Annotated in this window: 9 protein-coding genes and 2 pseudogenes; 4 read left to right on the plus strand and 7 right to left on the minus strand. The window is 63.2% G+C overall.

The features are described 5' to 3' along the window. Positions 1-635: 635 nt before the first annotated feature. Complete coding sequence (locus SINAC_RS30700; protein ID WP_015249440.1) at positions 636-1052, plus strand: hypothetical protein; 417 nt, start codon at positions 636-638, stop codon at positions 1050-1052. Further along, complete coding sequence (locus tag SINAC_RS30705) at positions 1013-1615, plus strand: hypothetical protein (RefSeq protein ID WP_015249441.1); 603 nt, start codon at positions 1013-1015, stop codon at positions 1613-1615. Before SINAC_RS30700 ends, SINAC_RS30705 begins: the two co-directional genes overlap by 40 nt. Positions 1616-1855: 240 nt before the next feature. Here SINAC_RS30705 and SINAC_RS30710 read toward each other — a convergent pair whose 3' ends face one another. Both SINAC_RS30710 and dusB read right to left on the minus strand, forming a co-directional pair. Continuing rightward, positions 1856-2125 (minus strand): MmcQ/YjbR family DNA-binding protein, encoded by a 270-nt coding sequence (locus SINAC_RS30710; protein ID WP_015249443.1) that lies wholly within the window; start codon positions 2123-2125, stop codon positions 1856-1858. Between the two features lie 57 nt (positions 2126-2182). Beyond that, the gene (gene dusB / locus SINAC_RS30715) at positions 2183-3259 is read right to left on the minus strand and encodes a tRNA dihydrouridine synthase DusB (protein WP_015249444.1); all 1077 of its coding nucleotides are present in this window, start codon (positions 3257-3259) and stop codon (positions 2183-2185) included. Between the two features lie 154 nt (positions 3260-3413). Between dusB and SINAC_RS30720 the strand changes: the two genes are divergently transcribed. After that, complete coding sequence (locus SINAC_RS30720; protein WP_015249445.1) at positions 3414-4610, plus strand: class I SAM-dependent methyltransferase; 1197 nt, start codon at positions 3414-3416, stop codon at positions 4608-4610. Between the two features lie 857 nt (positions 4611-5467). Here the strand turns inward: SINAC_RS30720 and SINAC_RS41445 are convergent. Together SINAC_RS41445 and SINAC_RS30735 are read right to left on the minus strand one after the other, a co-directional pair. Next, positions 5468-5785 (minus strand): annotated as a pseudogene (locus tag SINAC_RS41445) (IS701 family transposase); the annotation flags it as partial. 119 nt (positions 5786-5904) lie between these two features. After that, positions 5905-8181, minus strand: coding sequence for a DEAD/DEAH box helicase (locus SINAC_RS30735; RefSeq protein ID WP_015249447.1), 2277 nt, complete (start codon positions 8179-8181; stop codon positions 5905-5907). A gap of 287 nt (positions 8182-8468) precedes the next feature. Here SINAC_RS30735 and SINAC_RS30740 point away from each other — a divergent pair, with 287 nt between their 5' ends. Further along, positions 8469-8612: a hypothetical protein gene (locus tag SINAC_RS30740; protein ID WP_244884911.1), complete on the plus strand. Its 144-nt coding sequence runs from the start codon at positions 8469-8471 to the stop codon at positions 8610-8612. Positions 8613-8624: 12 nt separating this feature from the next. On the opposite strand, the pseudogene SINAC_RS42075 reads toward SINAC_RS30740, so the two are convergent. The 3 genes and pseudogenes from SINAC_RS42075 to SINAC_RS30750 form a co-directional block, all read right to left on the minus strand. After that, positions 8625-8723, minus strand: a pseudogene (locus SINAC_RS42075) (type II toxin-antitoxin system ParD family antitoxin); the annotation flags it as partial. A gap of 873 nt (positions 8724-9596) precedes the next feature. Further along, on the minus strand, positions 9597-10856 hold the full coding sequence (locus tag SINAC_RS30745) for a DUF1501 domain-containing protein (RefSeq protein WP_015249449.1): 1260 nt from the start codon (positions 10854-10856) through the stop codon (positions 9597-9599). 22 nt (positions 10857-10878) lie between these two features. Next, positions 10879-12261: a DUF1800 domain-containing protein gene (locus SINAC_RS30750; RefSeq protein ID WP_237722588.1), complete on the minus strand. Its 1383-nt coding sequence runs from the start codon at positions 12259-12261 to the stop codon at positions 10879-10881. Position 12262: the final 1 nt, after the last annotated feature.

Below are 12262 nucleotides of genomic sequence, written 5' to 3' on the forward strand. Positions count from 1 at the left end.
TGCGCACGGACCAATCTGGCGACGAGGGAGGCGAAGATGACCGGCAAGCGAACGCCCGTGATGATTTACGTGATGCTGGCGTCCCTGATGGGTCTTTCGTTAGTGGAAGCCACAACCGCTTCCATAGATACGCCTATCGTTTTGAGTGACTCAGAGCTAGATGTTCTGGGTAAGGACTCAATGAAATTTAAGTGCAACCCTTCCTGCATCAAAAATACAGGCGGGACCTCTACTTGTTATCCTCCTCCGGGTTTCTCTGGATGTTCCGCTTCGGGCTCAGTCTGCGGTGAAGCCCGCTACAATCCACAGTCATTTAGCCAATGCGCCAACGATCCCATGGGTCCGTTGGATTCATGCGAAAACAACCAGGGGCAGGAAGCTTGTTACTCGACCGTAAACTGCGTCTGCGATTGGAATTGGTTGACCTGGTCTTATGATTGCCACACCCAGGGAGCACCCCAGGATGGCGATTTTGAATATAGATCAGCAGACTGTAGCTAGAACGCGTTATGAACTGCATTTGAATAGCGGAGCCGCTTTTTGCTGGCCGTCACGGATTTTGGGGGCGCGGCACCATGCTGACATGACAAGGCAAAACGGCCATGGTCCACAGTACACCCGAAAGGAGGTGGATCGTGACCGAATTGATCGCGACACAAGCGTCGCGAGGGTATCGTACCCTCTGCCTTCCCATCGCGGAAACCACCTATCGACAGATCGTTGGCGTGCCCGCCGAGTTCCGACGCACCCTGGATGACTGCTTCTGGCGAATTCCCGAATTGTTCCCGGCGAACTTCGCTCAAGGTTATCAACTGAAGGATGAGCGGGTCTCGAGCAAGCAGCGGCTGCCTATCCGTCGCATCGTCACCAGGGACGGCATTGCCTACAGCGTTCGGCCCTCGTTCCTGATGCCCTACATGACAGCACGTACAGAGGAGGTCCAAGGGCCGCTGTTCTTGCGCAAGTTCGGCGTCCCCTTCTGGGCGTTGGCCCATGTCTTTGGGGCGATCCGATGTCGTGGTATCGGCGGGAGTGCGCCCTCGGCCGCTTGAGCCTCGTGGGAACGACGGTCCGCCAGGCCGAGATGTCGACTCCTCTCCTGGCGGATGAGCATCACCCGACGATTGATGGGGCGAAGACGTACATTGCGACCACCGTCGCCGTCGGTTGCTGCCTGGGTGCGGAACCGGCCGAATCGGCGGGGACCGATGATCTCAAGGCCGCCTACGGCGTTTTCAAGGACGAGGCCCGTGACCTCGCCCCCAAGTATGTTCCCAAGACCGTCAACACCGATGGTTGGCAGGGGACGCAAGCGGCTTGGAAGGCATTGTTCCCGCGGGTGGTCATCCTCCTGTGCTTCTTGCATGCCTGGCTCAAGATCCGCGACCGGGCCAAGCACTTGAAAGAAACCTTCACCGAGGTTTCCCGGCGGGTCTGGGAGGCGTATCACGCGCCGGACCGCCGCTGTTTCGCACAACGGTTGCGCTCGCTCTGCCAGTGGGCGAAGGGGCATCGGAAGGGAGTTGTGCTGGAGACCGTCCTGGAACTTGTGTGGCAAGCGTCCGAACTATTCGCTGGCGTACCGTCACCCCGGCGGCCACCGCACCAGCAATAGGCTCGACCGCCAGAGGCGAGGAATGAACCGGTACTTCGATGACGGCCAACATTTGCACGGCTCGCATAAATCGTGTCGACTGCACTGCCGTGCCTGGGCCCTGTTGTGGAACTTCACGCCCTGGCACCCAACGACGACGCGAAAGAACCAGGGATGGCGTTGCCCCGCCGAACGCCTCAACCAACACCGATATTCTGAGTGTTGGTTGCAAAATCTGCTGATCTCCGACTCAATGGGCGGTTACCGTTCAACACACACCCAAAATCCGTGACGGTCAGGGAAAAAGCAATCGGGAGCAGCCGCCACCATGCTCTCCTGAACTCCGGGGGCCGCTTTCACCCAGACGGCGGGGCGGCCCTTGCCATGGTGATTGGCCGCGTCGGCGTGCATGGCGAAAATCTTGTTGCGCACCCGGAACGTAGGCTCACCCCAAGCCTCCACCTCGTGCGCTTCGGGAAACGCCAGGGCGAGTTCTCGGAGTCGAACGATGGGAGCAAGCGGCACGTTCATGACCGGGGCCTCGAAGGCGGAATGATCCTGGTTGTTCCCTACCCCAGGGACAACCGATTACCACTTATCAATCGGTCCCGTGGGAACGGGGACTTTGGGCTCGAAGTGTCCCGGAAGCGGCGAGGCGGGACCAGCCTGGCGAATCGCCGCAACGGTCTCGTCGAAAAGCTCGGCGCTGGCGAGGTTGATCAGGCGATGATAGAGGGCCTTCTGCGGTCGGATCGAGTGGCTGTACCACTTGATGATCTTGCGAAACTGGAGGCAGGCGAGCCGCTCACCTCGGCCTTCCACAAGGCCATGAAAATGGCGAGACATCAGGTCGACTCGATCCTCAAAGGTCGGCTCGGGACCGGGGGTACCATGCGCGGCCCAATGAGCGAGCTGACGGAACAGGAACGGGTTCGAGAGTGCCCCGCGACCGATCGAGATTGCCGCACAGCCGGTCTCATGGAACGTGGTGGCAGCGTCGGCAAGCGTGCGGATGTCGCCGTTGCCGACGATGGGGATCCGCTCGACGGCTTCGACCACCGCCCGAATCCCCGAGCGATCGACGCTCCCCCGGAAGCCTTGTTCGCGCGTACGCCCGTGAATGATGACGCCGGCCACTCCGACCTTCTCGAACTCGCGGGCCAACTTGGGCGCGGACAGGGTCTCCGCATCCCAGCCCAGGCGCATCTTGACGGTGACTGGCACGTTCACCGCGTTCACCACGCCTTCGACCAGCGCCGTCGCCGAGTCGGCCTGACACATCAGGGCCGACCCGCCCCCGGTCTTGACCACCTTGTTGACCGGGCAGCCCATGTTGATGTCGACGGCGGAGGCCCCCTGGTCGACGGCCCAACGTGCGGCCTCCTGCATCTCGGGGATCACGTGGCCGTAGATCTGAATCGACATCGGCTGATCTTGAGGGCAGGTCTCAGCAAGCTCGAAGGACCGCCTGCGCCTTTCGATGATCGACCGCGCGTTGACCAGGTCGGTCGTCGCCAGGCCAAGACCGCCGCACTCCCTGACGGCCAGTCGGAACGCCATGCTCGTATATCCCGCCAGAGGCGCGAGGAAGAACCGTGAGGGAATGGAGACGTTTCCCAGCATCAGCGGCTCACGGACAATCGAGGGCGCCACGACATCTTGCATTACAAATCATTCCAGGAGATTGGGGGAACTTCAAAGGCGGGAAAGCCGGACTGATCCGAGAACGCGTTGCGAACCGTGCTCTTCTCTCCATCTGCTTCTTTGCGGAATGAGTTATTCTAACCAGGCAAGGGCTTGTTTCACGAGAGGGAATGCAATGCGGCAGACGAGCGACGCGGACGCTGAGGCCTGGGTCCTGACGACGGAACCAGGGCGTGCGCTCCTGATCGAGGTCACGGCGACCTCCACCTATGGCCCCACCGAGCTCCAGCGATGGCGGCGGAAAGCCGCACCCGAGCTGGTTGCGGCGGCGGTCCGCCTGGCCGTGGGCCGGTCTCGCGGAAAAGCCAAGTTCACCCGAGCCGAGGCCATGTGGTTCGAGCCGGTCGGCCTCGAACAGGCCACGGCCGAGACCGTCGCGCGACACAAGGCAAGCCGGTTCCGTGGATCGCACTTGCTTGATCTCTGCTGTGGAATTGGCGGCGATACTCTGGCCCTCGCCGCCGAAGCCCACGTCTGTGCGGTCGACGCCGATCAGGGGATGTGCCGGCGAACCCGCTGGAACGCCCAGGTCTATGACGTCGCCGAGCGCGTCGACGTGATTCGGGCCCAGGCCGAGAGAATCGCTTACCCAAGCCAATGGCTCGTCCACGTCGACCCCGACCGCCGCCAGGGGAACACGAAGCGAGCTCGCGAGTTGCTCGATTACTCGCCCGGCCTGGAATTTCTCCAGGCGCTACCGAAGCGTGTCCGAGGCGGAGCCATCAAGCTCGGCCCGGCGAGTGACTTCCTCAGCCATTTCGGCGCGGGGGATTGCGAGCTGGAACTGATCAGCCTGGGGGGTGAATGTAAGGAAGCGACCGTCTGGTTCGGGGCGCTCGCAACCTGCCGCCGCCGCGCGACCCGACTTCCTGAGAACGTCTCATGGACGGACCAGGATGGACCTCGCAACCCGGTCGTCCCAATCGCAAGTCCCTTGGCCTGGGTCTTCGATCCCGACCCCGCTCTCGGCCGCTCCGGACTCCTTGACAGTTTCGCCGCCGCGAATGGCCTCGCTCGCTGCGCCCCCGGGATCGACTTTTTGACCGGGCCTGAACCGCTCGACTCCCCGTTCCTCGCTTGTTTTGAAGTCCTGGAAATTCTTCCCCTCGACCTCAAGACCATCGGAAAGCTGGTGACCGCAAGAAAGCTCGGCCCACTGGAAATCAAGACAAAGGGAACCGATTTGCGCCCCGAGGCCCTCCGCGCCCAATGGAAGCCGCGCGGCCCTCATCCGGCAACACTGCTGCTGATGGGGGGCAAAGGCACCTCCCGCGCAATCCTGGCCAACCGCAGAAGCCCAGCCGCTTCTTAATGTCTGTCTCGGAAGGTCGGGCTTTACCGGGAAATGAAGGACTTTGGAATACCACGGGTTCCCGTACTCGGACCCCGTGCGCCCCAGGCATTCCCACATGGGGGCCGGGTACGGAACCGCATGGCACCCGGAAGATCCGCAAACACTCCGGTGCGATTCGCCTTCTTGCGACAGACTCTCAGCGAAGGCCGCCCAGCGTGCCAGCGTAACCTTGGACCCAATCCAGAAAAGAACCCCTGATCGCAAGAATCCTTTTTCTACATTAGGCATTATGAATACTGCACGGGATGAACGCGTGAAAATCTAATGCAGAAGCTACTTTAGAAGAAGGTTCGCGCCCGCACGCGCGTCACGCATGCAGTAGAAAATCACGCGTGCATCGCGTGCAGTCAAGGCGACAGAGGTCAATCCACTCCCCTTGGACACCCGAGTCCGCCAGCGGCGTGAACCCGCCTCGCTCGTGGAGACGGCCCCACCCGGCGCTGGCCCCGATCAGAATCGAGGAGAGTGTGGCGAGAAGATGATTCGTCGAGGCAGCCTCTTCCTTCCCGCAGAAAGACCGTGTCAGGTTCAGCACCATCCTCCGGCCCAGCATCACTCCGGAGGAATATCGCATATTAATTCTACAGCGCTAGGTCGTGTCCCATTGGCATCGTTTCAGCTCTGTGAGCTTGATGCCGAGTTTGCGGAGCTTCTTGCGAGTCGCCTTTGTGTGACTCGTCCGAGCCTGGGCGTTCCGACGCTGCGCCCAGGTGATCTTCCTCGCTGCACTCGCGAGTAGTTTCTCCTTCGACCGCCGCGACGACACCCCCCAGCAATGCACCAGCGCCGCCACCGCCCTGTGCAACTGGCAGACCGTTAGCTCCCGGTTTTTCCCCCCGCAGATCCTCGCGCACCCGGGCTAGGAAAAGGTAACTTACCGCCGAGAGGATCAGGTGACGCTTCAGCCCCAGATAGCGCCGGCCCTCGTACTGGTCCAACCCGATCTCGCTCTTCTGGTCCTCAAAGCAGCGTTCCACCCGCCACCGCGAGAAGGCCACCAGCAGCAACGTCCCGGCGCCGGTCCCCGGGGCCGCATTACTCACGAAGGACTTCACCTCGTCGCAGTCCAACGCGTCGCGGGCGACCAGCAGGTGAAGGGTTTCACTCGGCAAGCCGTCGGCGCCCTTGACAGTCGGATCGGGTCGGTGTCCATGCTTTGCCCTCCGGAAGTGGTTGGCAAAACGGAGTTTCGCTCCGCAGAGGAGCAGGAGCAAGGTCAAGCTAGCGCTGTAGAATTAGGACCCGTCCGCCGTCAGGTCGCCCCGCCCGCGAGCTTCGCGGCCTCGGCATCGATCATGTCAGGCTCGCCGATCTTCGCGATCAGTTGATCGGTGCTGGTCGGGTCGACGACCCGGCAGCTCTCGGTCAGCTTTACGGCCAGTTCGTGCAGCTCGGTCCGCCAGGAGAGTATGGAGGGGTCAGCATCGACATCGAGGGCGCAGGCCCGTTCGAACTCGCCGCAGAGCATGATCATCCGCTGGACGTGGCGGAAGATGATCCCCTCCTGCTTGGTCAGGTCGAGGGTCGTCACGAACTTGTTGAAGTTGCCGCCAAACTCAATCAGCTCGCCGACGCACCAGAGTGGGTGCGAGCGAACGTCGGTGACGTCGGGGTAGCACTGGTCGAAGTAGGTTCGGAGCTTCTCCGCCAGACTCGGCGGCCTCTTCTGCCAATCGTCCTCGTCATCCTCCGCCTCGTCTTCCTCGACCTCCGCGCTCATGAGTCCGCGTTGGATCAGCTCAGCGTCAAGCCTCGAGGTGGCGAGGGCGCCCGACTTCAGTAGCTTGAGCGGGACTCGGAGCCGCTTCCGGACGGGGCCTGGCACCTCCAGGGCGCTCTCCATCGCTTGCATGCGCTCGTCGGCGTCGGCCCCGGCCAGGATCTCGGCCAAGAAGGCGCCGTAGAGGGGATGGATGCTCCGGAACGCCAGCAGTTTCCCCAGCGAGGGCGTCGGCTGGGCCAGGATCGGCGTATAAGGCGTCGGGGGTTGGCCGGCCTCCGGCGGCCCCGGCGGCTCGGGGCTCAGGGTCACGAATCCGCCGGCGTGCAGCGTCAGCAGCATTCCGTCGAGCACCTTCTCGCCAGCGGCGATCCGCGGGTCGTCCATCAGCCGCTTACGGACCGCGACGCGGATGCTCTCGACTTCCGGCGAGACCTCGAGAAGATAAGCCAGCAGCCGCCAGGGAAGCGCCCCCTTGCTGTAGAGCTTGCCGGGCGGGGCGGCCTGGAGTTGGTTGAAATGCCCCTCAACCCAGTATTGCTCGGTCTCGCGGCGCTTCGGCTTCTTCTTCTTGAGGGCCTTCTTCGCCTTCATCAGGCCCGGGTCGCGCGTGTCCTCGGGGATGGCGTCGTACTTCGCCTTCCACCTCAGGATGTCGACGTCGTCGGGGTGGGCCAGGGCGTAGACGAAGCCCCGGTCGTCGAACTGCGGCCGACCGGCCCGGCCGAAGATCTGGTGGGCGATGCTGGAGCCGATCAACTTCTTCGCGCCGAAGGGGCCCTTCACCAGCGACGAGAGCACCACCGAGCGTGCCGGGAGGTTGATGCCGGCCGCCAGCGTCTCGGTGCAGACGACGACGGGGAGGAGCTTGCGTTGGAAGAGGTCCTCGACGGCCAGGCGATACTTCGGCAACAGGCCCGCGTGGTGGACGCCGACCCCTCGGTGGAGCAATCGCTTGAGCTTGGGGCCGGCCCCCTGGCTGAAATCGAGCGCGTTGACCCGATCGTGGAGATCCTTCTTCTTCTCGTCGGTCAGGTTGAGGTCCTTGCCCATGACGTTCTCAGCGACGCTCCAGCACTCCTCGCGGTCGAAACAGAAGACCAGGGCGGGTGTCCGAGGACCTTCCTCGTCGCCGCCTGCCATCGTGACGAGCTGTTCGTTGAGGAACTTGTCCGGCACCCATTCGTAGGTCAGCGGCACGCGTCGTTCATTGCCCTCCACCAGCGCGATCTTACGGTCATGATGTCTCGCCAGCCAGCCGACGAACTCGGCAGAGTTCCCGACCGTCGCCGAGAGCAAGAGCAGGCGGACGTGCTTGGGTAGCATGCCGAGCGACAACTCCCAGACGATCCCGCGATCGATCTCGGCAAAGTTGTGGAACTCGTCCATGACGCAGGCTGTCACGTCGGAGAAGTCGAACCCATTGAGCAGCCGGTTCAGGAGGATCTCGGCCACGACGATGAGCACCGAGGCCTCGGGGTTGACCTTGCGGCTGCCGGTGACCAGCCCCACGTCCTCGCGGCGAAAGCCCCACTCGACGGCGCGATCCTGCATCTCCTGGAATTTCTGCTCGGTCAGCGCGATCAGGGGTGTCGTGTAGTAGGCGACCTTCCCCGTATGGAGCGCCTCGAAAAGGGCCGCCTCGGCGATCAGGGTCTTGCCCGTGCCCGTCGGCGCGCACACAAGGATTCCCTGCTCGGACTCGAACCAGGTCGCTAACGCGAGGTCCTGGACGGGGTATGGCTCGTAGGGCAACTGGTCCACATATCGCACGTACAACTCGTCGCGCGTCGGAATCTCCAACGACATCGGCCGCATTCTCCCGGGCAGGTGCACAAGGACTCTAGCGAGATTCTCTCGCGTAGGACAGGCTTCAGCCTGCCCTACGAAATAATTAGGAGATCCGGACCAGACGCTCCGGGTCGGCCCCCCCACGCGAGGGATCCTCTAGTGTGACCGCTAACGCGATTTCCCGAAACCCGGTTCCCCCCTCGACGAGATTCGCGGAAGCTCGCGAGAAAGCATGTTCGCAGCGCCCCGACCGTTCGGAATAGGAAATGACCTTCCACACGAATCGTGGGCGCTCGGAGGAGTTGATGAGTGCAGCGAGGAAGATTACCTGGGCGCAGCGTCGGAACGCCCAGGCTCGGACGAGTCACACAAAGGCGACTCGCAAGAAGCTCCGCAAACTCGGCATCAAGCTCACAGAGCTGAAACGATGCCAATGGGACACGACCTAGCGCTGTAGAACCAAGCCCCTCGCGGATGACTTCACTCGCTGTGTGGTACAGGCCGCTCTGAACTTTGCCGTTCACGAACTGTTCAAGCTCCGGGGTCAGTGAGACATTCATGGATCAGACTCCGTGGGAAAACAAACGAGTTGCTTGCAGTTACCGCAAATCACAAGAAATAACAATTTTGGTTACTCAGAGAGCGGTGCGAGTCAAGGACCAAACGAAACCCCGCGATCCGCTCAGTTTCGGATTTTACCCTGAGCCTGCCCCATGACGTCCTCTGCTCTGGGACGCTATGCACCGGCTCAAGCTTGCCCAAAGCCCATCAGGGCTTCTTCGCCCAGTTCCTCGCGCCACCCCTGCGGTCGGACGACCGATGGCCAACAACGCGAATGCGGCGCGGTGCCCCGATCGATAGGCCATGCCTTGTCGGGGATCCCGGAACGGCTGATGCGACTCCTGAAGCAGGATATCCCATAGCAAGCGCGGATCAGCCGGATTGTGAATGCCCGCTGCCCACTCGGCCCGAACGCCGATGCAACGATCGCTGCCTGAGGTCGTACCCGCCCCCAAGTCTCGCGCCGCCGTGTGGGGCTACCGAGTTCACGGGTGGAGCGCCTTCCACGGCCGATTCCTCGACAGGCTCGAGCCCGTCAAACCCGTAAAAACCAAAGGATAACTTCATCGCCGGGGACCGAGAATTCGGTCGGGCGACAGCGGAGCCTGCACTCCCTACTGAGGTGGATCCTCTGCACCTTTGGCCCCCTGGTCCTCGTGCAATTCGGAACCTTTCGGTTTTTGATCACTGAGCCCGGGCCGTTGCAGCGAATCAGCCGATAGACTCTTCGCTGGGTAACGCAAAGTCATCAGCAAGCAAGCGGAAACCTACATCTAAAATTCGATAGCATCAATAATTTCACCCGAGCCCCGCGTTCGATGAAGACAACACCCCAGGGCACGATCGGGTCGACCCGCAACGACAGTCGATCCTCATGAACGGAACAGCGGCAGGGGCTCGAAGGGCTTTCCCAGCGAGACCTCGGCCGGCAGTTTCAACCAACGCTCCAGTACGGTCGCGTAGACCCGACGGAAGTCGATCGCGTGTTCGGGGTCGCCGTCTTTCAAATGCGCGAGATCGGGGTACGGGCCGTACAGGCCACCTTGCACGGGCCGGCCGAGGAGAAATACCGGTGCCGATGTGCCGTGGTCGGTGCCCGCGCTGGCGTTCTCGCGAAGGCGGCGGCCGAACTCGGAGAAGACCAGCACTGTCACCCGGTCTCCGTCACCGGAGCGGTCGAGGTCTGCCAGGAAGGCCTGGACCGAACGACTCAGCTCGCTCAGCAGGTTGGAGTGCTGGTTGAGTTGCTCGGCGTGCGTATCGAAGCCGCCGAACTGGGCGTAGTAGATCGGTGTCGACAGCCCGGAGCGGATCAAGCGGGCGACCAGTTGCAGGCGCCGGGCCAGGTCGGAGGAGTCGGGGTATGGGGCCGCGTTATCGTCGCTGTAGAGGATCTTCTCGAGCCGGGCGCTGCTGGCGTACGAGACCACTGTGCTTCGCGCGACGAACTGGAGCAGCGGGTTCTCCATGCTCCCGCACTGGCCGGCGATACGGTCGAGGGCCGCGCGCTGCTCGTCGGCTCCATCAGTCTCGGGCAACCCCAGGCGTCGGCGGAACTGCTCGACCGTCGCCAGCGAGGGGACGTACTTCTGCCCCCCGTACAGAGCTTGAGGCAGCGTCTCCTTGGCGATGTGCAGAGCCGGGGCGTCGCCGCCGGGGGCCGCCGGGCCCGCGTCAATGGCCCGGGCCAGCCAGCCGGGTTCCTCTCGGCCCGGGTCGAGCCGAGCCGTATGCCAGATGGCCATCGACTCGAAGTGCGACCGGTTCGGGTTGGGATAACCGACCGACTGGACGATCGCCAGTCGGCCGTCTTTGTGGAGCTTGGCAAAACCGTTGAGCGATGGGTGCAGCCCAACCTGCTCGTCGATCGGATTGAGATCCTTGGCTTTCAAGGCAAGCTTCGGGCGACTCTTGTGGTAGATGTCATCGCCGTGGGGGACGACCGTGTTGAGGCCGTCATTGCCCCCGTCGAGCTGAATGACGACGAGGATTCGGCCGTCGGCGTCGCGCCTCGGGCCATCGGCCAGGGCGTGCGCAGAGCGGGCCAGAAAGGTGGGTACGGTCGTACCACAGGCCAGGAGGGTGGAGCCTCCCAGGCCCAGGCGAAGCATTTCGCGTCGGGTTGTCGTCACGGTCGAATCTCCCTTCCGTCCGTCAGGAGAGTTGGAATTCCGGGCAATGGAGTAATCGCTGCAGGGACTTGCGAAGGCTGGTGGTGTCACCATCGCGGCCAGCAGCCAGGCTCAGGTCTCTGGCCTCGTTGGCGAGGTCTCCTTGCAGCAGCAGGTTGATGAATATCCCGGCCGCCTCACCGGGTTTCACGCCGTGGTTGTCGGCCCAGGCGACCAGGTCGAAAGGGGGCACGCCGTAATCAGGGTTGCCCCAAACGACGTCAGACGCCCAGTTGAGACGCTCGAGCAGGGTGCTGCTGTTGATCCAGGTCGTCCCCCCTTCCCACCCCTTCACATTCGGCGGCGCGAAGAGCTCCTGTCCCTGCCGGCCGCAGGCTGTGGCCGCTGCCAGCAGGTTGACTTTCGAGCGTGGGACCTCCAGCATCCGCAGCAGGCCGATCGTGTACTCCACGGGCGACTTGAGCCGACGCCGGCACGCCGCCGCCGAATAAAAATGTTTCGATTGAAGAATAACTTCCATCACACGACGGATCGAATACCCGCTCGACCGCAACACGTCAGCCAGCGGCTCGATCAGCTCCGGCTCGGGATCGGCCCCCTCGGCCACGAACGCGCGATAGAGCTTCCCCGCCAGGTGTCGGGCGGCCTCGGGCTTCTCCAAGGCGATCCGCACCACATCGTCGGCCTTCCAGTTCCCGGCCTGGCCCAGGAACGTCTTGGAACCGCCGTCGTGCGCTTCCTCCTCGAACGCGAACCTGGGATTCCCGTCGTCGGGAGTCCTGCGTCCTCCCTCGGGGGTCCAGCCGGTGAAGGCGCGGGCGGCTTCGCGGATGTCGGCCTCGGAATAGGCGGCTCGCCCCAGTGTGAACAGCTCGAGGAATTCGCGGGCGTAGTTCTCGTTCGGCCGTCCGCGCTTGCTGGTCCCGCCGTCGAGCCAGACGAGCATGGCCGGATCGGCGGTCACTGCTCCGAGTAGTCCCGCGAAGTCGCCGAGCGCCCGCTCGCGCAGAGCTTCCCCCTGAGCGGCCATGGCGCTGACGCTGTTGACCTTCGCGAGGCTGGTGGCAAAGTGGCCGTGCCAGAAGAGCGTCAATCGCTCCCGGAGCGGGTCAGAGCCGAAGAGCATGCGATAGAGCCAGTACGCTCGCAGCCGCCTCGGGTCGGACGAGCCGACGGCTCCCGAGCGCAGGCCCTCGCGGATCGCTTGCTCTTCGTCCGACGGGTCGAGCGGATGGAAGAATCGCCCGACGCTCTCGGCCAGGCCCGCCGCCACGTCGCGCCGTAGTTCGGCCCAGTTCGCCCCGAAGCCGGCCGCTCGGTGCAGACGAGCGACCTTGCGCAGGTCCCACGGGTCGTCCGGACTGGGTTCGAACGGAGTCCACGCCTCCTCGTCGATCCTCGTCATG

The sequence above is a fragment of the Singulisphaera acidiphila DSM 18658 genome (genome assembly GCF_000242455.2).
GTDB lineage: Bacteria > Planctomycetota > Planctomycetia > Isosphaerales > Isosphaeraceae > Singulisphaera > Singulisphaera acidiphila.

Coding starts and splice junctions, on each gene's coding strand:
- SINAC_RS30705 (WP_015249441.1), top strand. CDS start 1,013: ATGTCGTGGTATCGGCGGGAGTGCGCCCTCGGCCGCTTGAGCCTCGTG.
- SINAC_RS30710 (WP_015249443.1), bottom strand. CDS start 2,125: ATGAACGTGCCGCTTGCTCCCATCGTTCGACTCCGAGAACTCGCCCTG.
- dusB (WP_015249444.1), bottom strand. CDS start 3,259: ATGCAAGATGTCGTGGCGCCCTCGATTGTCCGTGAGCCGCTGATGCTG.
- SINAC_RS30720 (WP_015249445.1), top strand. CDS start 3,414: ATGCGGCAGACGAGCGACGCGGACGCTGAGGCCTGGGTCCTGACGACG.
- SINAC_RS30735 (WP_015249447.1), bottom strand. CDS start 8,181: ATGTCGTTGGAGATTCCGACGCGCGACGAGTTGTACGTGCGATATGTG.
- SINAC_RS30740 (WP_244884911.1), top strand. CDS start 8,469: ATGAGTGCAGCGAGGAAGATTACCTGGGCGCAGCGTCGGAACGCCCAG.
- SINAC_RS30750 (WP_237722588.1), bottom strand. CDS start 12,261: ATGACGAGGATCGACGAGGAGGCGTGGACTCCGTTCGAACCCAGTCCG.